We start from the raw sequence: 21,792 nt of genomic DNA, 5'->3' as shown, positions 1-21,792 counted from the left end.
GCTCGCGACGGGCCCCGTACCCACCCGCTCCCCCCTGCAGAACCGAGGGCGACTTCCTGCGATGACCGTTCCCGTCCCCGACCTCCCAGCCGGCCGCCCCGAGGCGGCGCCGTCGGCGCTGCCGGCACCCGGCACCGACCCCGAGTGGTACAAGCGCGCGCTCTTCTACGAGGTGCTGGTCCGCGGCTTCGCCGACAGCAACGCCGACGGCGTCGGCGACCTGCGCGGCATGATCGACAAACTGGACTACCTGCAGTGGCTCGGCGTCGACTGCCTGTGGCTGCCGCCGTTCTTCGCCTCCCCGCTGCGGGACGGCGGCTACGACGTCAGCGACTACACCGCGGTGCTGCCCGAGTTCGGCGACATCGAGGACTTCACCGAGTTCCTCGCCGCCGCCCACGCCCGCGGCATCCGCGTGATCATCGACTTCGTCATGAACCACACCTCGGACCAGCACCCCTGGTTCCAGGCCAGCCGCAGCGACCCCGACGGCCCCTACGGCGACTTCTACGTGTGGAGCGACGACGACACCCGCTACGCCGACGCGCGGATCATCTTCGTCGACACCGAGAGCTCGAACTGGACCTTCGACCCGGTGCGCAAGCAGTACTTCTGGCACCGGTTCTTCTCCCACCAGCCCGACCTCAACTTCGAGAACCCGCGGGTGACCGAGGCGATCCTGGACGCCCTGCGGTTCTGGCTGGACCTGGGCATCGACGGTTTCCGGCTGGACGCCGTGCCGTACCTGATCGAGGAGGAGGGCACCAACTGCGAGAACCTGCCGGGGACCCACGAGATCCTCAAGCAGGTCCGCAAGGTCGTCGAGGCCGACTACCCCGACCGGGTGCTGCTGTGCGAGGCCAACCAGTGGCCGGCCGACGTCGTCGAGTACTTCGGCGAGGACGGCGACGAGTGCCAGATGGCCTTCCACTTCCCGGTGATGCCGCGCCTGTTCATGGCCGTCCGGCGGGAACAGCGGTTCCCGATCTCGGAGATCATGGCGCAGACGCCGGAGATCCCGGACAACTGCCAGTGGGGCATCTTCCTGCGCAACCACGACGAGCTGACCCTCGAGATGGTCACCGACGAGGAACGCGACTACATGTGGGCGGAGTACGCCAAGGACCCCCGCATGAAGGCCAACATCGGCATCCGCCGGCGGCTGGCGCCGCTGCTGGACAACGACATGGACACCCTCGAGCTGTTCAACGCGCTGCTGCTGTCGCTGCCCGGCTCGCCGGTCCTCTACTACGGCGACGAGATCGCCATGGGCGACAACATCTGGCTCGGTGACCGCGACGGCGTGCGCACCCCGATGCAGTGGACGCCGGACCGCAACGGCGGCTTCTCCACCGCCGACCCGCAGCGGATGTACCTGCCGCTGAACCAGGACCCGGTCTACGGCTACCAGGTCACCAACGTCGAGTCCCAGCTGCGCAACACCAACTCGATGCTGCACTGGCTGCGGCAGATGATCCACGTGCGCAAGCAGCACCCGACCTTCGGCCGGGGCAGCTACGCCGAGATCGGCTCGCGCAACCCGACGGTGCTCTCCTTCGTCCGCGAGTTCGGCGACGACGTGGTGCTCTGCGTCAACAACCTCTCCCGGTTCCCGCAGCCGGTGGAGCTGGACCTGCGCCGCTTCGAGGGCTACACCCCGATCGAGCTGACCGGCCGGGTGGAGTTCCCGCAGATCGGCGTCCTGCCCTACATGCTCACCCTCTCCGGTCACGGCTTCTACTGGTTCGAGCTGGCCAAGCCCGCCGAGCCGGTGGAGGAGCCCACCGAGACCGACGACACCGCGGTGGCCGACTCCCTGCTGGCCGCGGGCCTCGTCGGCTCCGGCGAGGAACCAGCTGCAGGCGACACGGCCGACACCGGAGGAGCCCGATGAACGCCCTGACCGGACTGCTCCGGGAGTGGATGCCGTCGCAGCGCTGGTTCGGCAGCAAGGGACGGGAGTGGGCAGGCGTCACGGAGGAGAGCTTCTTCCTCGACCGCTCCCACCCCGTCCTGTCCATCCACCGGGTGACGGTGACCTACAGCGACGGCGCCACGGAGACCTACCTGGTCCCGCTGTCCTGGCGGGACCACCCGGCCGAGGAGCTGAGCGCGGCGCTCGTCGGCACCGTGCCCCACGAGAACGGCGAGAACTACGCCTACGACGCGATGCGCGACCGCGAGGCGACCGCCACCTGGCTCACCCACCTCGCCGAGGCGGCGACGGTCGGCCCGATGCGCTTCGTGCCGGGCGAGGGCGCCGAGATCCCGGCCGGGCTCCCCGGCGACGTCCTGTCCGCCGAGCAGAGCAACACCTCGCTGGTGTACGGGCAGGAGGCGATCCTCAAGCTGTTCCGGCGGCTCGAGCCCGGCCTCAACCCGGACGTCGAGGTCCACAGCGCCCTGCGCCGGACCGGCAACCCGCACATCGCGCCGCTGCTCGGGCACGCCGAGATCGACCACGACCGGGACGCCGACACCCCGCCGGCGACGGTCCTCATGCTGCAGCGGTTCGTGCCCAACGCCAGCGACGGGTGGCGGCTGGCCACCGCCAGCGTGCGCGACCTCTACGCCGAGGGCGACCTGCACGCCGACGAGGTGGGCGGGGACTTCGCCGCCGACAGCGAGCGGCTCGGCGCGGCCACCGCCTCGGTGCACGCCGACATGGCGCAGGTGCTGCCGACCGAGGAGGCCGACCGCGACTGGTTCAACACCGTCGCCCGGCAGATGACCGAGCGGCTCGACGCCGCGATCGAGGTCGTCCCGCAACTGGCCGAGCACGCCGACGGGCTGCGTGCGGTCTACGCGGCCGTGGCGGAGAACCCCGAGCCCGTCGTCCGCCAGCGGGTGCACGGCGACCTCCACCTGGGCCAGGTGCTGCGCACCGCCACCGGGTGGATCGTGCTCGACTTCGAGGGCGAACCCGCCCGCCCGCTGGCCGCGCGCCGCGAGCTGGACAGCCCGATGCGGGACGTGGCCGGGATGCTGCGGAGCTTCGACTACGCCGCCCGCCACATGCTCGTGGAGCAGCCGGGTGATCAACAGCGCGCTTACCGCGCGCAGGAGTGGGCAGAGCGCAACCGGAGCGCGTTCTGCGCGGGCTACGCGGCCGCGAGCGGCATGGATGCGTGCGGCAACAGCCCGTTGCTGCGCGCCTTCGAGGCGGACAAGGCCGTCTACGAGTGCGTCTACGAGGCGCGCAACCGCCCGCACTGGCTGATGATCCCGCTGCAGTCGCTGTCCCGGCTCACCGCCGCGGGTCAGCGCGGCGAGCCACGAACCTGAACACCGGCACCGAAGAGGACGGCGAGCCATGACACCCCCGGACGACACCGAGCGCACCACCGACTCCCCCGGTACCGACGGGCGCGCTCCCGCGACGCGGGAGGAGCTGCAGGCCGTCGTCGAGGAGCGGACCGCCGAGGCGCAGGCGGCGGAGGCGGAGCCGATCGTCAACGCCACCCCGGCGCGCAAGCGGGCGGCGGCGAAGAAGGCCCCCGCCGCCAAGAAGGCCCCCGCCGCCAAGAAGGACGCGCCGGCGACGAAGGCTGCCGGGGGGACGACGACGAAGCGGACGACGGCCAAGAAGACGGCGGCTGCGGCGGCCGACGGCGAGACGCCCGCGAAGCGGGCGCCCAAGCGCGCGCCGCGCGCGCAGGCTCCCCAGGGCGACGTCGTCGCAGAGCAGGGTGGCACCGCCGAGCCGGTGGTCGCCCCGGCGCCGATCGCCGAGCCGGGCAGTCCGAGCGGCGCTCCGGCCGGCCAGCCGGAGCCGCCGAGCCCGGACCCGGCGGAGCCGAGCACCCCGCAGGCCCCGGACGAGGACGGCGGCGCGGGCCCGGCCGAGACCGCGCCCGCGGGGACCCAGCCGCCGGGGACCCAGCCATCGGAGACCCGGCCCGCCGAGGACACCACGTCCGGCACCGGGCCGGAGGCGGCGGCGGCGACCGTCCCCGAGGGGCAGGCGCCCGCCGAGGAGGGCCTCGCCCAGCAGGAGGCACCCGCCGAGGTCAGCGAGGAGCAGTTGCGCGCCGTCGTCGACGGCTGGTCCCACGCCCCGCACAGCGTGCTCGGTGCCCACCCGGCCCGCGACGGGTGGGTGGTCCGCACGCTGCGGCCCGACGCGGTCTCGGTGACCGTCGTCGACGAGGACGGCGCCCGCTACGACGCCCGGCAGCTGCACGGCGGCATCCACGAGGCCCACCTGCCCGGGCAGCCCGGTGACTACCGGGTCGAGGTGACCTACGGCGACGGCGAGGGCGGCACCAACACCTTCGTCGTCGACGACCCCTACCGCTGGCTGCCCACGGTCGGCGAGATCGACCAGCACCTCATCCGCGAGGGACGGCACGAGCGGCTGTGGGAGGTGCTCGGCTCGCACGTGCGGCGCTACGACACCCCGCGCGGCCGGGTCGAGGGCGTCTCCTTCGCGGTCTGGGCGCCCAACGCCCAGGGCGTGCGGGTGACCGGCGACTTCGACTACTGGGAGGCGCGCGCCTACCCGATGCGGTCGCTGGGCGCCTCCGGCGTCTGGGAGGTCTTCATCCCCGGCGTCCAGGTGGGTGTGAAGTACCGCTACCACGTGCTCGGCCGCGACGGCGTGTGGCGGCACAAGTCCGACCCGCTGGCCTTCGAGACCGAGGTGCCGCCGCTCAACGCCTCGATCGTCACCGAGTCCCACCACGAGTGGGCCGACGACGAGTGGCTGGCCGAGCGGGCCCGCAGCGGCTGGCACGAGCGGCCGATGAGCATCTACGAGGTGCACGCGGGCTCGTGGCGGCAGGGCCTCTCCTACCGGCAGCTGGCCGACGAGCTGGTCGACTACGTCGTCGAGCACGGCTTCACCCACATCGAGTTCATGCCGCTGGCCGAGCACCCGTTCGGTGGCTCGTGGGGCTACCAGGTCACCTCCTACTACGCGCCGACCTCCCGCTTCGGCAGCCCCGACGACCTGCGCTACCTCATCGACCGGGCACACCAGGCCGGCATCGGCGTCATCGTCGACTGGGTCCCGGCGCACTTCCCCAAGGACGACTGGGCGCTGGCCCGCTTCGACGGCACCCCGCTGTACGAGCACGGCGACCCGCGCCGCGGCGAGCAGCTGGACTGGGGCACCTACGTCTTCGACTTCGGCCGCTCCGAGGTCCGCAACTTCCTCGTCGCCAACGCGCTGTACTGGTGCAAGGAGTTCCACGTCGACGGCATCCGCGTCGACGCGGTCGCCTCGATGCTCTACCTGGACTACTCCCGCGACGAGTGGGTGCCCAACGTGCACGGCGGCCGGGAGAACCTGGAGGCGATGGCGTTCCTGCAGGAGATGAACGCCACCGTCTACCGCGAGGTCCCCGGCGTCGTCACCATCGCCGAGGAGTCGACCGCCTGGCCCGGCGTCACCCGGCCCACCCACCTCGGCGGCCTGGGCTTCGGCTTCAAGTGGAACATGGGCTGGATGCACGACTCGCTGGGCTACATGTCCAAGGAGCCGGTGTACCGCGGCTACCACCACAACCAGCTGACCTTCTCGATGGTCTACGCCTACTCCGAGAACTACGTGCTGCCGATCAGCCACGACGAGGTCGTCTACGGCAAGGGCTCGCTGCTGCGGAAGATGCCCGGTGACCGGTGGCAGCAGCTGGCCAACCTGCGCGGCTACCTCGCCTACATGTGGGCCCACCCCGGCAAGCAGCTGCTGTTCATGGGGTCGGAGTTCGGCCAGGACGCCGAGTGGGCCGAGAGCCACTCGCTGGACTGGTGGCACCTCGACGACCCGGCGCACCGCGGCGTCCTGCAGCTGGTGACCGACCTCAACGCCCGGTACAGGGAGACCGCCGCGCTGTGGTCCCAGGACGTCGACCCCGCCGGTTTCCAGTGGATCGACGCCAACGACGCCTCGGGCAACGTGCTGTCCTTCCTGCGCTACGGCCGCCCGGAGGCCGCCGGGGACGGCTCGGAGGGCGCCGATGGCGAGGCGCTGGCCTGCGTCGCGAACTTCTCGGGCACCCCCCACCACGGCTACCGCATCGGCCTGCCGCGGCCGGGCACCTGGCGCGAGGTGCTCAACACCGACGCCGAGGGGTACGGCGGCTCGGGCGTCGGCAACCACGGCTCCGTCGAGGCGGTCGAGGAGCCCTGGCACGGCCAGCCCTACTCGGCCACCCTCGCCGTCCCGCCCCTGGGCACCGTCTGGTTCGTGCACGACTGAGGACCTCCCCGCCCCCCACCAGTCGGTGAAGGGCCCCGTCCCCCTCACTCCTCGCACGCTCGGGGTGGGCCTCCGGACGGGGCCCGCGGGGCCCTGGAGAGGGGCCGTTCCCGCACGTCACGGGGTCGCGCCGACGCCCGGCGTCGCAGCTCCGGGGGCGACGGCACCACCGCGATGGGACGATCCCAGGGACATGCCTGCCTCCTCCGTGCGCCGCGCAGCCGTGGCCCTGCTCACCACGGCCGCGCTGCTGCTGGTGTCCGGCTGCTCGGTCGCCGTCGTCGGCCTGCCCAGTGCAGCCCGGCCCCCGGCCTCCGACATCCCCTCCGCCGAGCTGCAGGTGGTCGGCGCCACCGGCGGCCCGATCGACACCCTGGCGCGCAACGCCCTGGCCGACCTCGAGGCCTACTGGGCCCAGCAGTTCCCCGACGTCTTCGGGCAGGACTTCGTGCCGCTCCAGGGCGGCTACTTCAGCGCCGACCCCAGCGACGTCGACCCCGGCGCGTACCCGCAGGGCATCGGCTGCGGCTCCGACCCCCGCGACGTGGAGGGCAACGCCTTCTACTGCCAGGCACCGGACGCGCCGAACTCCGACTCCATCAGCTACGACCGCGCCTTCCTGCAGGAGCTCGCCGAGCAGTACGGCCGCTTCATCCCCGCGCTGGTGATGGCCCACGAGTTCGGCCACGCGGTGCAGGGTCGCGTCGGCTACCCCGACTACTCCATCTCGGTGGAGACCCAGGCCGACTGCTTCGCCGGCGCCTGGACGGCGTGGGTCGCCGACGGGGAGAGCGAGCACACGCAGATCCGCGCACCCGAGCTCGACGAGGTGCTGCGCGGCTACCTGCTGCTGCGCGACCCGGTGGGCACCAGCATCGACACCGAGGCGGCGCACGGCTCCTACTTCGACCGCATCTCGGCGTTCCAGGAGGGCTTCCAGGCCGGCCCGACCGCCTGCCGTGACAACTTCTCCGCCCAGCGCCCCTACACCCAGGGCGCCTTCTCGACAGCCAGCGAGGCAGCGAGCGGCGGGAACGCGCCCTTCGGCGAGGCGCAGCAGATCACGGCCGACGCCCTGTCGGAGTTCTGGGGCCTCGCGTTCAACCAGGTCTTCGGCCAGGCGTTCACCCCGCCGCAGCTCGAGCCCTTCGAGGGCAGCCCGCCGAGCTGCGCCGCCGACGACCTGGACCTGGTGTTCTGCGCCGACGAGGACCTCGTGGGCTACGACGTCGAGGACCTGGTCGGCCCGGCCTACGAGGAGCTCGGCGGCGGCGACTACGCCGTCATCACCGCCGTGTCGCTGCCCTACGCCCTCGCCGCGCGCGACCAGCTGGGCCTGTCCACCGACGACGAGGCGGCCATCCGGTCCTCGGTGTGCCTCACCGGCTGGTTCTCGTCGGCCTTCTTCGACGACGAGCTGACGGCCGCCGACATCTCCCCCGGCGACATCGACGAGGCCGTGCAGTTCCTGCTGGCCTACGGCACCGACCCGTCGGTGGTGCCCGAGGTCTCGCTGACCGGCTTCCAGCTGGTCGACCTGTTCCGCAACGGCTTCTTCGAGGGCGCCGCCGCCTGCGACGTCGGCCTGTAGCAGAGGCCCCCTGCAGGGGCCGCCGCGAGCCTGCGAGCGGTGCGGAGGACGGGGTCGGCTCTCAGTACAGGGCGAGGGTGAGCTGGCGGCGGGCTGCGGCGACCCGCGGGTCCTGGTCGCCGACGACGCCGAAGAGCTCCACCAGGTGCCGGCGCGCCTGGTCGCGGTCGTCCCCGGCGGTCCGGCGGACGACGTCCAGCAGCCGCTCGAAGGCACCCTCGACGTCCCCGGTGCCCAGCAGGAAGTCCGCGGCCCGCGCCTGTGCGGCGACGTCGTCCGGAGCGGCGTCGGCGGCGGCGAGCGCATCCGGCCCGGCCTCGTCGGCGCGGCGGAACAGCTGCACCTGGCGCAGCGCGAGGCCCGCCACCGGGTGGTCGGGCTCGGCGTCGAGGATCGACTGGTAGGCGGCCTCGGCGGCGGTCAGGTCACCGCGCTCGAGGGCGGCCTCGGCGACGTCCAGCCGTGGGTCCTCGGCTTCGCCGGGCTCCTCACCGGCACCCGGGACGGCGCCACCGGTGGTCGCCCGCACCAGCTCCGTGACGAACTGCCGCGCCTGCTCCTCCGGGATGGCACCGGTGAACTCGGCGACCAGCTGCCCCTGCCAGACCGCCTTGACCGCGGGGATGCCCTGCACCCGCAGGCCCTGGGCCAGTGCCGGGTTGGCGTCGACGTCGACCTTGGCCAGCACCCAGGAGCCGCCGCCCTCGGCGGCCAGCCGCTCGAGCACCGGGGAGAGCTGCTTGCACGGCCCGCACCACTCGGCCCACAGGTCGAGCACGACCGGCACCTGGAAGGAGCGGTCGAGCACCTCGGCCTGGAAGGTGGCCTCGGTGACGTCGACGACGGCGGCCCCCGGGGCGCCGTCCGGCGCGGCGGCACTCGGCGGGGGCGCGGTCTGGGCCCGTGCCGCGGCCTCGGAGCGGGCCTTGACGGCGGCGAGGTCGACCGCGCCGGCGAGGGAGGCGGCCAGCTGTGCCTGCTGGGCCTGCGCGCGCGGGTCGGGGCGTCCGGGACGGGTGGGCTGCATGACCTCGATCATCCCACCGCGGCCGGAGCGGTGTCGGGGGTGCCGGGGCTCAGCGCCCCGCCGTGCCGTCGTCCGCCACGTCGCCGGCGCCGCGACGGACCCGCTCGAGGATGGCGAACAGCGTCTCCAGCTCGGCGTCGGGCACGTCGCCGAGGCCGAAGTCCAGTGCGGTCAGGGCGGCGGTCGCCTCCTCGACGACGACCCGCCCGCGGTCGGTGATCGCGGCGAGCACCCCCCGCCCGTCGGCGGGGTTGGGACGCCGGTCGACGTAGCCGGCGGCGACCAGCCGGTCGATCGCGTTGGTGACGCTGGTCGGGTGCACCATCAGCCGGCTGCCGATCACCTTCAACGGCAGCTCGCCGGTGCGGCTGAAGGTGAGCAGCACCAGCACCTCGTAGCGGGCGAAGGTCAGCGCGTGCGGCCGCAGCGCCTCGTCGAAGCGGGCGAGCAGGATCTGCTGCACCCGGAAGACCGAGGTCGCGGCGCGCATCGCCGCGGCGGGGCCGAAGCGCTGCTCCCACGACTCCCCGGCGCGCGCGATGGGATCGAACGGCAACCCCAGCGGACGGACCATGGCCCCAGAGGCTACGGGGACCGGCGCGCCGCCTCGTCGACCGGCGAGCCGGGCGGCTACCGGCGTCCGGAGACCACGCCGACCCACCACCGAACGAGCCGGGCGGCTACCGCGGGGCGGGGCTCAGCCGGGGGACGTGCCGCAGCCCGAACACCTCGCGCAGCGCCACCTGCGCGGCGTTGTCGCCGCAGGCACCGTGCACGGCCGGCCCGGGCGGCGTCGCCGACGAGGCGAGGTAGACGCCCTCGACCGGCGTCTTGTAGGTGTTCCAGCGCGGCACCGGCCGGGCCAGCATCTGGCGCAGCGTCGCCTGGCCGTTGGAGATGTCCCCGCCGAGGTAGGTCGGGTTCCACGCCTCCATCTGGACGGCGTTCTTCGTGGCCCGCTCGACGACCGTGTCCTTGAAGCCCGGCGCGAAGCGCTCGATCTGGTCCTCGATGGGCCCGGTCATGTCGATGTCCGAGCCGTGCGGCACGTGCACGTAGGCCCAGAAGACGTGCCCGCCCTCGGGAGCGCGCGTCGGGTCCGGCACGGTCGGCTGGACGGCCAGCACGTACGGGCGGTCGGTGGACCTCCGCTCGTTGGGGGCCCGCTCGCCCTCGATCGTCTCCTCGAGGGTCCCGGCGACGTGGATGGTCCCGGCCCGCCGCACCTCGGGGTTGGTCCAGGGCACCGGCTCGGACAGGATCCAGTCGACCTTGAAGACGCCCGCACCGTGCTCGTAGCGGTCCACCCAGCGGCGGTAGCCCTCGTGCACCCGGTCGCCGGCCATCGACACGAACGCCTCGGGCGTGGTGTCCAGCAGCACGGCCGGGACGCCGTCGAACTCGCGCAGGTCGGTGACCAGGTGGTCGGTCTCGACCTCGCCGCCCTGCTGCTCCAGGGCGGTCACCATCGCGTCCGCGAGGTTCTGCGACCCGCCCTCGACCAGCGGCCAGCCGACGTGGTGGCCGAGCATCGTCAGCAGCATCCCGAGCGCGGAGGTGAGCGGCCGGGTCAGGTCGAGCATCCCGTGCGCGGCCGCCCCGCCCAGCAGCGCGCGGGCACCCTCGGTCTCGAAGTGGCGGTGCGCGAGCCAGCGCACGTTGGGCAGCCCGTTGAGCCCGAAGTGCGCGATCTGCGGCACGCTGCGGGTGGGCAGCCGGCGCAGCCGGCTCGTCAGGAAGAAGTCGACGACGTCCTCCCCGTGCTCCACGAGCGGCTCGAACAGCCGGCGGTAGGCCGGCCCGTCCGGCCCGAGGCCGGCCGCGGTCTCCGCCAGCGAGTGGTAGGCGACCGAGGCGCCGCCGCCGTCGAGGGGGTGGGCGAAGTTGACCTCCGGCTGCACGAGGCGGACGCCCCGGCTGGGCAGGTCGAACTCGCGGAAGAACGGCGCCGCGGCGGCCATCGGCTGCACGATCGAGCAGACGTCGTGCCGGTACCCCGGCCGCATGAGCTCCTCGGTGCGCATCCCGCCGCCCGGGCGGCCGGCGGCCTCGACGACCTGCACCCGCAGCCCGGCGGCAGCCAGGCGGAGGGCAGCGGCGAGCCCGTTCGGCCCGCTCCCGACGACGACGGCGTCCGGCTTCCCGTTCACCCCGTCATCGTGCCCTCAGCGGCTCACAGCCGCCCGAGCAGCGCGTCGGCGGCGCGGAACGGGTCGCTCTCCCCCGCCACCACCTGCTCGGCCAGCGTGCCCAGCGCCGCGGCGCCGCGGACGTCACCCATCCGCTCCCGCAGCCCGGCCAGCGCGATCGCCTCGATCTCACGTGCCGCGCGGACCACCCGGCGGCGGTGCCCCTCGCCCGAGGAGCCCAGCCACGCGCGGTGCTCCCCGATCGTCCCGACGAGCTCGTCGATGCCGGTGTCCGAGGCCGCCACCGTGCGGCGGATCGGCGGGCGCCAGGCGCCGGGGAGGTCGTGCCGGCCGCCGAGGGAGAGCGTGTGGCGCAGGTCCCGCACGATCTGGTCGGCGCCGTCCCGGTCGGCCTTGTTCACCACCAGGACGTCGGCGACCTCGAGGATCCCGGCCTTCGCCGCCTGAATGCCGTCGCCCATGCCCGGCGCGAGCAGCACCAGCGTGGTGTCGGCGAGCGAGGCGACCTCCAGCTCGGACTGCCCCACGCCGACGGTCTCGACCAGCACGACGTCGCACCCGGCGGCGTCCAGCACCCGCAGCGCCTGCGGCGTGGCCCAGGCCAGCCCGCCGAGGTGGCCGCGCGAGGCCATGGAGCGGATGTAGACGCCGGCGTCCCCGGCGTGATCCTGCATGCGCACCCGGTCGCCGAGCAGCGCCCCACCGGAGAAGGGGGACGACGGGTCGACCGCGAGGACGCCGACCCGCAGCCCGCACTCGCGGTAGGCGCGGACCAGCGCGGTCGTCGTCGTGGACTTGCCCACCCCGGGCGAGCCGGTGAGCCCGATGACCTGGGCCGACCCGGTGTGCGGTGCCAGCGCGGCGGCGACCTCGCGCAGCGCCGGGCTGGCGTCCTCGACCAGCGAGATCAGCCGCGCCACCGCGCGGGCCTCGCCGTCCCGGGCGCGGGCGACGAGGTCCGGGACGTCCACGGCACGCCGCCCCCGCCGCCCACGGGGGGCGGCGGGGGCGGGCGTCCGGACGACGGTGTCCTCCGAGGTCACGCCTTCGCGGGCACGTGCAGGATCAGCGCGTCGCCCTGCCCGCCACCGCCGCACAGCGCGGCGGCACCCACGCCACCGCCGCGGCGGCGCAGCTCCAGCGCCACGTCGAGCACGACCCGGGCGCCGCTCATGCCGATCGGGTGGCCGAGGGCGATCGCGCCGCCGTTGGGGTTGACCTTCTCCGGGTCGATCCCGAGCTCCTTGGTGGAGGCCAGCGCGACGGCGGCGAACGCCTCGTTGAACTCGACGACGTCGAGGTCCGCGGGGTCGATGCCCTCGCGCTCGCAGGCCCGCTTGACGGCGCGCGACGGCTGGCTCTGCAGCGTCGCGTCGGGCCCGGCCACGACGCCGTGGGCGCCGATCTCCGCGATCGGGGTGATCCCCAGCTCGGCGGCCTTCTCGGCGCTCATGACCACGACCGCGCAGGCGCCGTCGGAGATCTGCGAGGCGGTGCCGGCGGTGATCGTGCCGTCGGGGGCGAAGGCCGGCTTGAGCCGCGACAGGGTCTCCACCGTGGTGTCGGCGCGGACGCCCTCGTCGTCGCGGAACTCGATCGGGTCGCCCTTGCGCTGCGGGATGAGCACGGGGGTGATCGCCTCGTCGAAGACGCCGTTCTTGCCCGCGCGGGCGGCCTTCTGGTGGCTCTCGGCAGCGAAGGCGTCCTGCTCCTCGCGGGTCAGGTCGTACCGGCTGTTGGCCTGCTCGGTCAGCGCACCCATGGCGACCTGGTCGAAGGTGTCCGACAGCCCGTCGTGGGCCATCGCGTCGACCAGCGTGGCGTCGCCGTACTTCGTGCCGGTGCGGGAGCCCGGCAGCAGGTGCGGCGCCTGGGTCATCGACTCCTGGCCACCGGCCACGACGACGTCGAACTCGCCGGCGCGGATGAGCTGGTCGGCCATCGCGATGGCGCTCATGCCGGAGAGGCAGACCTTGTTGACGGTGATCGCGGGCACCGTCATCGGGATGCCTGCGGCGACGGCTGCGGGACGGGCCGGGTTCTGGCCGGCACCGGCCTGCAGCACCTGCCCCATGATCACGTACTCGACCTGGTCGCCGGCGATGCCGGCCCGCTCCAGCGCCGCCTTGATCGCGATCCCACCGAGGTCGGCGGCGGAGAAGTCCTTGAGCGAGCCGAGCAGCCGACCCATGGGGGTGCGGGCGCCGCTGACGATGACCGAACGGGACATGACTGCCTCCAGGGGCGGGCCGCCGACGCCGGCGACCGCGGGGTCGGTAGCGCCGCACCGCGGGGACACGGCGCTGATCCCTCGCAGGATAGGACGCGGGCGGCGGCGCGGTCACCGGCGTGACGAGCGTCTCGGTGCGTCCGACGGTACGCCGCCGGGTAGCGCACGAGAGACCAGTGATCTAAGACGAGGGAGGCTCCCGTGCCCCACCTGGACGTCGGCACCGAGAACGGACACCCGATCCGGCTGCACCACCAGGACGTCGGCGCCGGACGCCCGGTCGTGCTGATCCACGGGTGGCCGCTGTCCGGCCGCTCCTGGGAGGCGCAGGTCGGCCCGCTGGTCGAGGCCGGCCACCGCGTCGTCACCTACGACCGCCGCGGCTTCGGCGACTCGTCGCAGCCGTGGGACGGCTACGACTACGACACCTTCACCGCCGACCTGCACGCCCTGCTCGAGCACCTGGACCTGCACGACGTCGCGCTCGTGGGCTTTTCCATGGGCGGTGGCGAGGTCGTCCGCTACCTCGCCACCCACGGCACCGAGCGGGTCAGCCGTGCGGTGCTCGCCGCCGCCGTCCCGCCGTACCTGTACAGGTCCGACGACAACCCGGACGGCGGCCTGGACGACGCCACCATCGAGCAGTTCCAGCGGGGAGTCGTCACCGACCGCCTCGCCTTCCTCGACGGCTTCACGACGACCTTCTTCTCGGCCGGCGACCGGGGCCTGCAGGTCAGCGAGCAGCAGCGGCAGTACGCGCTGCACATCGCCGCGGCCGCCTCGCCGAAGGGCACGCTCGACTGCATCACCGCCTTCGGCCGCACCGACTTCCGCGGAGACGTCGCCGGGATCACCGTGCCGACCCTGGTCGTCCACGGCGACTCGGACGCGATCGTGCCCTTCGAGGTCAGCGGCGAGCGCTCGCACGAGCTGATCCCGGACAGCGAGCTGGTCGTCATCGAGGGCGGGCCGCACGGGCTCAACGCCTCGCACCCCGGGCAGTTCAACGAGGCGCTGATCGGCTTCCTGCGTCGCTGACGGAGGACCCGGCCGCCCCCACCGCGGAAGGACCCCTGCAGCCAGGTACCCGAGGGCCCGTCGCGCACCTGTGTGCGGCGGACCCTCCCCTGTGTGTGTCCGACCCACCTGTCGTCTGAGACGTCTGGTCCGGGAGGATGCCGCGATGACCACCGATCCGCGCACCGGCCTGCCGGCCGAGCTGTTCACCACGATCGACCACGTCGGCATCGCCGTCCCGGACCTGGACGAGGCGCTGGCCTTCTACGCCCAGGCCTTCGGCGTGCACTCGGTGCACGAGGAGGTCAACGAGGAGCAGGGCGTCCGCGAGGCGATGCTCGCCGTCGGCGACGGCGACACCCGCATCCAGCTGCTCGCCCCGCTGACCCCCGAGTCGACGATCGCCAAGTTCATCGGCCGCTCCGGCCCGGGCCTGCAGCAGCTGGCCTTCCGCGTGACCGACGTCGAGGCGGTCAGCGCGACGCTGCGGGAGCGCGGCCTCCGGCTGCTCTACGACGCCCCGAAGAGGGGGACGTCGGACAGCCGGGTCAACTTCGTCCACCCCAAGGACGCCGGCGGTGTCCTCGTCGAGCTCGTCGAGCCGGCGGCGTCCGCGCACTGACCGCCCGCACCCGACCACCCGACGGGTGGGCTGACGCTCTACCTACCGGCCGGTAACATCTCGCGCCACCGCACTGCCGCTCCACCGACTCACGAGCCGACGAAGACCCGGGAGACCCACGTGTTCGAGATCAGGGACGCCATCCTCGCCGACCAGCTGGATGCCCTCGCCGGGCTGCCGGTGCCGGAGTCCTACCGGGCCGTGCTGGTCCGCAAGGACGAGCAGGACATGTTCGCCGGCCTGCCCGCCAAGGACAAGGACCCGCGCAAGTCGCTGCACGTGGAGGAGGTGGCCACCCCGGAGCTGGGCCCGGGCGAGGCGATCGTGGCGGTGATGGCCTCCAGCGTGAACTACAACACCGTCTGGACGTCGATCTTCGAGCCGGTCTCCACCTTCGGGTTCCTCGAGCGCTACGGCCGGCTGCACGACCTGGCCCGCCGGCACGACCTGCCCTACCACGTGGTCGGCTCGGACCTGGCCGGCGTCGTGCTGCGGACCGGCCCGGGCGTGAACCGGTGGAAGCCCGGTGACGAGGTGGTCGCGCACTGCCTGTCGGTGGAGCTGGAGGACCCGGCCGGCCACGACGACACGATGCTGGACCCGCAGCAGCGGATCTGGGGCTTCGAGACCAACTTCGGTGGCCTGGCCGAGCTCGCGCTGGTCAAGAGCAACCAGCTGCTGCCCAAGCCGGCGCACCTGACGTGGGAGGAGGCGGCCGCTCCGGGGCTGGTCAACTCCACCGCCTACCGGCAGCTGGTCAGCCGCAACGGCGCGGGCATGAAGCAGGGCGACGTCGTGCTGATCTGGGGCGCCTCGGGCGGGCTGGGCTCCTACGCCACCCAGATGGCGCTCAACGGCGGCGCCATCCCGGTCTGCGTGGTCTCCAGCCCGGAGAAGGCGGCCATCGTCCGCTCCATGGGTGCGGAGCTGGTCATCGACCGCTCGGCGGAGGGCTACCGGTTCTGGAAGGACGAGGACACCCAGGACCCCAGGGAGTGGCAGCGGTTCGGCAAGCGGATCCGCGAGCTGACCGGCGGGGACGACGTCGACATCGTGTTCGAGCACCCGGGCCGGGAGACCTTCGGTGCCAGCGTCTACGTCGCCAAGAAGGGCGGCACGATCGTGACCTGCGCCTCCACCAGCGGGTTCCTGCACCAGTACGACAACCGCTACCTGTGGATGAACCTCAAGCGGATCGTCGGCTCCCACTTCGCCAACTACAAGGAGGCGTGGGAGGCCAACCGGCTCATCGACAAGGGCCTCATCCACCCCACGCTGTCCAAGGTCTACCCGATGGAGGAGGTCGGGCAGGCCGCCTGCGACGTGAAGAACAACTGCCACCAGGGCAAGGTCGGCGTGCTCACCCTCGCCCCCACCGAGGGCCTCGGCGTCACGGACGCCGAGAAGCGCGAGCAGCACCTCGCCGCGATCAACCGGTTCCGGGGCGTCTGAGAGGACCCCCTGCCCCCGCCGTTGGAGGACCCCGTCCTCCCCGTCCCTGGCGAGCCCGGGATGAGCCCCTGGACGGGCCGGCGGCGGGACCCTGCAGGAGGGCCGTTCCGGGAGGTCGCCGGGCTCGGCGCGGGCCCCTGGAGGGCGGCCGCCCTGCGCTCTGCGGGGTGCGGGCACGTGGCGCTGGCCGGTGCCGTGCTGGCACCCTGCAGGGTGGGCCTGACGACACGCCGGCCCGCCCGCCGACTCTGCGAGGATGACCGCATGACCGATCCCCGCCGCGACATGCTGCCGATGCGCGAGGCCCAGCACTCGTTCGACGTGGTGCTCCGGGGCTACGACCGGCACCAGGTGGCCGAGACGATCGAGCGCCTCGAGGCCGACATCCAGGTCGCCCTGGCCGACCGCGACGCGGCGATGAGCCGCTCGTCCGACCTCGCCGGCCAGCTCTCGGCGCTGCACGGGGAGGTCGACCAGCTGCGGCGCAAGGCCGCGTCCTCCGGGCCGACCACCTTCGAGAACCTCAGCGAGCGCATCCAGCACATGCTGCGGCTCGCCGAGGAGGAGGCGGCGGAGATCCGCCGGTCCGCCGAGCAGGAGGCCCAGGCGCTGCGGGAGCACACCGCCGCCGAGGAGCGGGCGATGCACGAGCGCCACGCCGCCGGGCAGGCCGAGGTCGACCGGATGATCGCCGAGGCCCGGCAGAGCGCCGAGCAGATCGCCAGCAAGGCGCAGATCCGCGCCGACGAGCTGGTCGCCAAGGCCCAGGAGAAGGTGGCCCGGCTCGACGCCGAGTCCCAGGCCCGGCGGGCGAAGGTCGAGGAGGACTTCGAGATCGCCCAGCGGGCCCGCCGGCAGGAGGCGGCGCGGCTGGACGAGGAGCGCGACCGCTCGTCGGCCCAGGCCGCCGCGCAGCGGGTCGCCGCTGCCGAGAAGCACGCCACCCAGCTGGTCAGCGACGCCGAGGCCGCCGCGGCGGCCATCCGCGCGGTGCGCGACGAGCTCACCGGCCGGCTGCTCGAGGCGCGTTCGCTGCTCGAGCGGCTGCCCGACCTCGGCGACCGGCGTCCCGAGCCGCAGGCCGGTTCCCGGCGGCCGGCGCCGGCAGTCCGCCCGCAGCCGACCCCGCGCTCCTCGCAGGCCCAGCCCGAGGCGGCCCGCGACGAGCAGCGGCCGGCGCAGCCGATCGGGCCGGTCACGGCTCAGCAGCCGGTGGCGCGGCCCACGACGGCACCCCAGCCGGCGCAGCGCCCCGAGCCGCCCGCGGGCAACGGCGAGGCGGCCGCGGCACGTCAGCCCACCCGCCCCCCGGCCCCGCCGACGCAGCCCGCCCTCACCCCGGCGGCCGACGCACCGGCCCAGCACGGAACGCCGGACCAGGAGACGACCCAGCAGCTGCGGCCGGTGGCCCTGGGCAGCACCGCGACCCCGGCGCCGTCCAGGGTCGACCCGCCGACGCTCGTCCAGCCGGCGGTCCAGCCCGACGCCGCCGACACCGGCAGCCAGCCCGCCGTCCCCGGCCGGCGCTGATCGCGGGCCGCTCCTCCTCGGCAGCAAGCGCCGCACGCCCGCTCCTGGGCGGCCCCGGCCACGGACGCCGGGACAGGGGCGCGGTGCTGCTCCGCCGCGCCCGGTCCGCCCACGTCTGACGGGCGGCTCGGCGTCCTGCTGCGCGGCCGGGGCGTGCGCGGAGGAACGCCAGGACCGGCGCCCGGCCCTGAGACCGCTGGAGGAACCGTGTCCCGCTGGACCCGCGTGCTGGCCGTCACCGCCGTGACCGCCGGGGCGGTGCTCGTGCCCCCGTCCGCGGCCGGCGCCGCCGGGACCGGGCTGTTGCGCCTGGCCCACCTGTCCCCCGACACCCCGGCGGTCGACGTGTACGTCGACCCGGTCGCCGACCCCGGTGACGGGACGGCGCTGCTCACCGTGCCCGGCGTCGGCTACGGGACCATCTCCGGCTACCAGGACCTGCCCGAGGGCGCCTACACCGTCAGCGTGCGCGCGGCCGGGGCCGACCCGGCCACCCCGCCGGTGCTGTCCACCACCGTGCAGGTCGGCAGCGACAGCGCACGCACCGTCGCCGGGGTGGGCCGCTTCGCCGACCTGGGTCTGGAGGTGCTCGAGGACGACCTCGCGCCCCCGCCGTCCGGGCAGGCGCGCGTGCGGGTGGTGTCCGCCGCGGCCAGCGCGCCGACCCTCGACGCCGCAGCCGGCGGCACCGGGATCGCCGGGGACCTGGCCTTCGCCGAGACCGGTGGGTACACCGCCGTGCCCGGCGACGCGGCCCACCTGCAGGTGACCGTGGACGGCGAGCCGACCGAGCTGCCGCTCGACCTCGCCGCGGGCTCGGTCTACAGCCTGTTCGTCCTCGACCGGCCCGAGGGCGGGCTGACCGTGCGCACCGTCCTGGACGGCGCGGGCTCCGGTGTGGTGCCGACCGGCGGCGTGGAGACCGGCGCCGGCGGTACCGCGGCCAGGGAGCTGGAGCCGGGTCTCGTCGGCGGCGCGGTCGGGCTCACCCTGCTGACCGGCCTGGTCCTGGCCCGGCGGTCGCGGCGGGGCTCCCCGCGGCACGCCGTCCGGTCCTGAGGCCCGGCCGGTGAGCCGTTCCCAGCCGCGGCGGCCACTGCTGCCGCTGGTCCGGGGGCTGCTCGCCGCCACCGCGGTGGTCGCCGGCACGGTGGCACTGGTCCTCCCGGCGCCGGGAGGGACCGCCGGGGCAGCGCCGGCCGCGCACTCCCCCGTCCCGGTGGTCGCCGAGCGCGGCACGGAGCGGGCGGCGACGCCGCCGGTACGCGTGCGCGTGCCGGCCATCGGCGTGGACAGCGAGCTGCTGCGGCTCGGCACCGACGCCACTGGCGTCCTGGTGCCGCCGGACGACGTCGACCGGGCCGGGTGGTTCGCCGACGGCGCCGTTCCGGGCGACGTGGGTCCGGCGGTGGTCGCCGGGCACGTCGACTCGGTCGACGGGCCGGCCGTCTTCGCGCGCCTGGGTGAGCTCGGGCCCGGTGCCGAGGTGCTCGTCGACCGCGAGGACGGGACCACAGCGCGGTTCGCCGTCACCGGGGTCGAGCGGCACCCGAAGCGCGACTTCCCGACCGAGTCGGTCTACGGGCCCACCCCGCGGGCGGAGCTGCACCTGGTCACCTGCGGCGGCGAGTTCGACCGCTCCACCCGCAGCTACGAGGACAACGTCGTGGTGACGGCGGTCCTGACGTGATGGAACGGCCTCCTGCAGGGGCCCGCCGCGAGCGTGCGAGCGGTGGGGGGCAAGAGGTCCTCCCTCAACGGCGGTGCACCCGCGCGGACCAGCAGGGCGCGTGCCAGTGCCGGCGCCGTTCGGCGGCCGACTCGGTGTCCCAGGGGTCGAGGTCGGAGTCGCGCGGGTAGGCCGGCCAGGTCACCAGGTGCGGCGTCCTCGGCAGGATCTCCTGGTCGCACCCCGGGCAGCGGTAGGTCTTGCCGCTCGCGGCGCCGGTGATCCGGCGCACCACCCAGTCGCCGTCGGCCGCCTCCTCCACGACCTCGGGACGGCGGAACGGGGCGCGGCCCGCAGGCCGCGACCCGTTGCGCCCGCTGCGGCGCGGCACCGGCTCAGCGGCGCGCGTGGTCCCGGAACCCGCGGCCGGTCTTGCGGCCCAGGTACCCGGCGGTGACCAGGTGCTCGAGGAGCGGGGCCGGCGCGAAGCCGGGCTCGCGGAACTCGGTGTAGAGCTCCCGTTCGATGGCCAGGGACACGTCGAGGCCGACGACGTCCAGCAGCTCGAACGGCCCCATCGGGTAGCCGCAGCCGACCTTCATGGCGGCGTCGATGTCGTCGGCGGTCGCGTAGTGCGCCTCGAGCATCTTCACCGCGTCGTTGAGGTACGGGAACAGCAGCGCGTTGACGATGAACCCGGCCCGGTCGGTGCAGGACACCGCGTGCTTGGCCAGGCGCTGCGACACCGCGTGCGCGGTCGCCGCGACGTCGGGCGCGGTGGAGATCGTCGAGACGACCTCCACCAGCTTCATCACCTGCGCCGGGTTGAAGAAGTGCATGCCGACGACGTCCTCCGGCCGGCCGCTGGCCTGGGCGCACTCGATGACCGGGAGGCTGGAGGTCGTCGTGGCCAGCACGGCGCCGGGCTCGGCGATCTCGCCGAGGGCGGCGAACAGCGCCTCCTTGACCGGCAGCGACTCGACGACGGCCTCGATGACCAGGTCGCGGTCGGCGAGGTCGTCGAGCGACGTCGTCCCGCCGACCCGGGCGAGCACCTCGTCGCGCGCGGCCTCGTCGAGCCGGCCGCGCTGCACCTGCTTCTCCAGCGACCTCGCCAGCTCCCGGTGCACCGCCTCGACCTTCTCCGGCGACCGGGCGACGAAGCGGACGTCGTAGCCGCCCTTGGCGACGACCTCGATGATCCCGGTGGCCATCGTCCCGGAGCCGACGACGCCCACCGTGCGCACCTCACGCGCGCCCTGCGCGGCTCCGCCCTCGGCCGGGGTCTGCGCGTCGGGCACCACCTCCGCGGAGTCCCGGCCGGCGTAGGTGTAGAAGCCGCGGCCGGTCTTCCGGCCCAGCAGGCCCGCGGTCATCATCTGCTTGATGATCGGGGTGGGCGCGTGCAGCCGGTCGCGGGACTGCCGGTACATCGTCTCGAGGATCTCGTAGGCGGTGTCGATGCCGATGAGGTCCATGAGGGCCAGCGGGCCCATCGGCAGGCCGCAGCCCAGCCGCATGGCCGCGTCGATGTCCTCACGGCTGGCGTAGCGGTTCTCGTACATGGAGACCGCGTGGTTGAGGTAGCCGAACAGCAGCGCGTTGGCGATGAAGCCGGCCTTGTCGCCGATGGTGACGTCGACCTTGCCCAGCCGCTCGGCCAGCGCCTCGACGTCCTCGACCACCGGCTGCTCGGTCACCACCGTGCGCACCACCTCGACCAGCTTCATGACCGGCGCCGGGTTGAAGAAGTGCATCCCGATGACCTTGCCCGGCCGCCCGGTCGCCACCGAGATCTCGGTGACCGACAGGCTCGAGGTGTTGGTGGCCAGGATGGTGTCCGGCGGGCAGATCTTGTCCAGCGCCGAGAAGATCTCGCGCTTGAGCTCCAGCCGCTCGGGCACGGCCTCGATGACGAGCTCGGCCTGCGCCAGGTCCTCCAGCGAGGTGCCGAACCGGATCCGGCCGAGGATGGCGTCGCGCTCGGCGGCGTCGAGCTTGCCGCGCTGGACCGCTCGTCCGGTGGAGTGCTCCAGGTGCTCCCGTCCGCGGGCCACGGCTGCCTCGTCGACGTCCACGGCGGTCACCGACAGGCCCGCCCGGGCGAGCACCTCGGCGATGCCGGCGCCCATGGTGCCCAGTCCCACCACGCCGACCTCGGTCAGTTCTCTGGCCACGCTGCCATCTCCTCTGCGCCGGCACCCGGCCCCGGGCACCCCGTCCGCGATCGGGGGCAGTCTCGCACCCGGACCGCTCGCGCCTGCTGCCGGCCGGTAAGCCGGGCGGCCGCTCTGCAGGGGCC

At 74.0% G+C, this 21,792-nt stretch carries 17 protein-coding genes; 10 read left to right on the top strand and 7 right to left on the bottom strand.

Going from position 1 to position 21,792, the window contains the following annotated elements:
• The first annotated feature begins 61 nt into the window (after positions 1-61).
• The 4 genes from treS (at position 62) to BMW27_RS15135 (ending at position 7,793) form a co-directional block, all read left to right on the top strand.
• Entirely contained in the window at positions 62-1,894 is a 1,833-nt protein-coding gene (gene treS, locus BMW27_RS15150) for a maltose alpha-D-glucosyltransferase (RefSeq protein ID WP_091445502.1), read from the top strand.
• On the top strand, positions 1,891-3,285 hold the full coding sequence (locus tag BMW27_RS15145; RefSeq protein WP_091445500.1) for a maltokinase N-terminal cap-like domain-containing protein: 1,395 nt from the start codon (positions 1,891-1,893) through the stop codon (positions 3,283-3,285). The genes treS and BMW27_RS15145 overlap by 4 nt, the downstream gene beginning before the upstream one ends.
• 28 nt (positions 3,286-3,313) lie before the next feature.
• Positions 3,314-6,202 carry a 1,4-alpha-glucan branching protein GlgB gene (glgB, locus tag BMW27_RS15140; protein ID WP_091445498.1) on the top strand — a complete coding sequence of 963 codons (2,889 nt, stop codon included), beginning with the start codon at positions 3,314-3,316 and terminating at the stop codon, positions 6,200-6,202.
• Between the two features lie 193 nt (positions 6,203-6,395).
• Complete coding sequence (locus tag BMW27_RS15135) at positions 6,396-7,793, top strand: neutral zinc metallopeptidase (protein ID WP_245743610.1); 1,398 nt, start codon at positions 6,396-6,398, stop codon at positions 7,791-7,793.
• Between the two features lie 61 nt (positions 7,794-7,854).
• Here BMW27_RS15135 and BMW27_RS15130 read toward each other — a convergent pair whose 3' ends face one another.
• The 5 genes from BMW27_RS15130 to BMW27_RS15110 form a co-directional block, all read right to left on the bottom strand.
• Entirely contained in the window at positions 7,855-8,820 is a 966-nt protein-coding gene (locus tag BMW27_RS15130) for a tetratricopeptide repeat protein (protein WP_091445780.1), read from the bottom strand.
• Between the two features lie 49 nt (positions 8,821-8,869).
• Positions 8,870-9,394 (bottom strand): MarR family winged helix-turn-helix transcriptional regulator, encoded by a 525-nt coding sequence (locus tag BMW27_RS15125; protein ID WP_091445494.1) that lies wholly within the window; start codon positions 9,392-9,394, stop codon positions 8,870-8,872.
• Positions 9,395-9,500: 106 nt separating this feature from the next.
• Positions 9,501-10,970, bottom strand: a complete 1,470-nt coding sequence (locus tag BMW27_RS15120; protein ID WP_091445493.1) for a phytoene desaturase family protein — start codon at positions 10,968-10,970, stop codon at positions 9,501-9,503.
• Between the two features lie 23 nt (positions 10,971-10,993).
• Entirely contained in the window at positions 10,994-11,941 is a 948-nt protein-coding gene (meaB, locus tag BMW27_RS15115) for a methylmalonyl Co-A mutase-associated GTPase MeaB (protein WP_091445778.1), read from the bottom strand.
• Positions 11,942-12,009: 68 nt separating this feature from the next.
• Positions 12,010-13,200, bottom strand: coding sequence for an acetyl-CoA C-acetyltransferase (locus tag BMW27_RS15110; protein ID WP_091445491.1), 1,191 nt, complete (start codon positions 13,198-13,200; stop codon positions 12,010-12,012).
• 201 nt (positions 13,201-13,401) lie between these two features.
• Here BMW27_RS15110 and BMW27_RS15105 point away from each other — a divergent pair, with 201 nt between their 5' ends.
• From BMW27_RS15105 to BMW27_RS15080, 6 genes are all read left to right on the top strand, one after another.
• Positions 13,402-14,238 carry an alpha/beta fold hydrolase gene (locus BMW27_RS15105; RefSeq protein WP_091445489.1) on the top strand — a complete coding sequence of 279 codons (837 nt, stop codon included), beginning with the start codon at positions 13,402-13,404 and terminating at the stop codon, positions 14,236-14,238.
• Positions 14,239-14,383: 145 nt separating this feature from the next.
• The gene (mce, locus tag BMW27_RS15100) at positions 14,384-14,839 is read left to right on the top strand and encodes a methylmalonyl-CoA epimerase (RefSeq protein ID WP_091445488.1); all 456 of its coding nucleotides are present in this window, start codon (positions 14,384-14,386) and stop codon (positions 14,837-14,839) included.
• A gap of 120 nt (positions 14,840-14,959) precedes the next feature.
• Complete coding sequence (ccrA, locus tag BMW27_RS15095; protein WP_091445486.1) at positions 14,960-16,291, top strand: crotonyl-CoA carboxylase/reductase; 1,332 nt, start codon at positions 14,960-14,962, stop codon at positions 16,289-16,291.
• Between the two features lie 264 nt (positions 16,292-16,555).
• Complete coding sequence (locus BMW27_RS15090) at positions 16,556-17,821, top strand: hypothetical protein (protein WP_091445484.1); 1,266 nt, start codon at positions 16,556-16,558, stop codon at positions 17,819-17,821.
• A 207-nt stretch (positions 17,822-18,028) separates the two neighbouring features.
• Positions 18,029-18,880, top strand: coding sequence for a DUF4397 domain-containing protein (locus tag BMW27_RS15085; protein ID WP_091445482.1), 852 nt, complete (start codon positions 18,029-18,031; stop codon positions 18,878-18,880).
• A 10-nt stretch (positions 18,881-18,890) separates the two neighbouring features.
• Complete coding sequence (locus BMW27_RS15080) at positions 18,891-19,511, top strand: class F sortase (RefSeq protein WP_091445480.1); 621 nt, start codon at positions 18,891-18,893, stop codon at positions 19,509-19,511.
• Positions 19,512-19,575: 64 nt separating this feature from the next.
• Here the strand turns inward: BMW27_RS15080 and BMW27_RS15075 are convergent, their stop codons facing one another.
• Together BMW27_RS15075 and BMW27_RS15070 are read right to left on the bottom strand one after the other, a co-directional pair.
• Complete coding sequence (locus tag BMW27_RS15075) at positions 19,576-19,881, bottom strand: hypothetical protein (RefSeq protein ID WP_245743608.1); 306 nt, start codon at positions 19,879-19,881, stop codon at positions 19,576-19,578.
• 4 nt (positions 19,882-19,885) lie between these two features.
• A complete protein-coding gene (locus BMW27_RS15070; RefSeq protein ID WP_091445477.1) occupies positions 19,886-21,667 on the bottom strand; it encodes a 3-hydroxyacyl-CoA dehydrogenase family protein in 1,782 nt (593 codons plus the stop codon).
• Positions 21,668-21,792: the final 125 nt, after the last annotated feature.

Source organism: Geodermatophilus poikilotrophus, from assembly GCF_900111455.1.
GTDB lineage: Bacteria > Actinomycetota > Actinomycetes > Mycobacteriales > Geodermatophilaceae > Geodermatophilus > Geodermatophilus poikilotrophus.
Note: the sequence above shows the minus strand (reverse complement) of the source record. Positions and strands in the feature narration are given on the sequence as shown.

Coding starts and splice junctions, on each gene's coding strand:
- BMW27_RS15125 (WP_091445494.1), bottom strand. CDS start 9,394: ATGGTCCGTCCGCTGGGGTTGCCGTTCGATCCCATCGCGCGCGCCGGG.
- treS (WP_091445502.1), top strand. CDS start 62: ATGACCGTTCCCGTCCCCGACCTCCCAGCCGGCCGCCCCGAGGCGGCG.
- glgB (WP_091445498.1), top strand. CDS start 3,314: ATGACACCCCCGGACGACACCGAGCGCACCACCGACTCCCCCGGTACC.
- BMW27_RS15135 (WP_245743610.1), top strand. CDS start 6,396: ATGCCTGCCTCCTCCGTGCGCCGCGCAGCCGTGGCCCTGCTCACCACG.
- BMW27_RS15110 (WP_091445491.1), bottom strand. CDS start 13,200: ATGTCCCGTTCGGTCATCGTCAGCGGCGCCCGCACCCCCATGGGTCGG.
- BMW27_RS15145 (WP_091445500.1), top strand. CDS start 1,891: ATGAACGCCCTGACCGGACTGCTCCGGGAGTGGATGCCGTCGCAGCGC.
- BMW27_RS15130 (WP_091445780.1), bottom strand. CDS start 8,820: ATGCAGCCCACCCGTCCCGGACGCCCCGACCCGCGCGCGCAGGCCCAG.
- BMW27_RS15090 (WP_091445484.1), top strand. CDS start 16,556: ATGACCGATCCCCGCCGCGACATGCTGCCGATGCGCGAGGCCCAGCAC.
- mce (WP_091445488.1), top strand. CDS start 14,384: ATGACCACCGATCCGCGCACCGGCCTGCCGGCCGAGCTGTTCACCACG.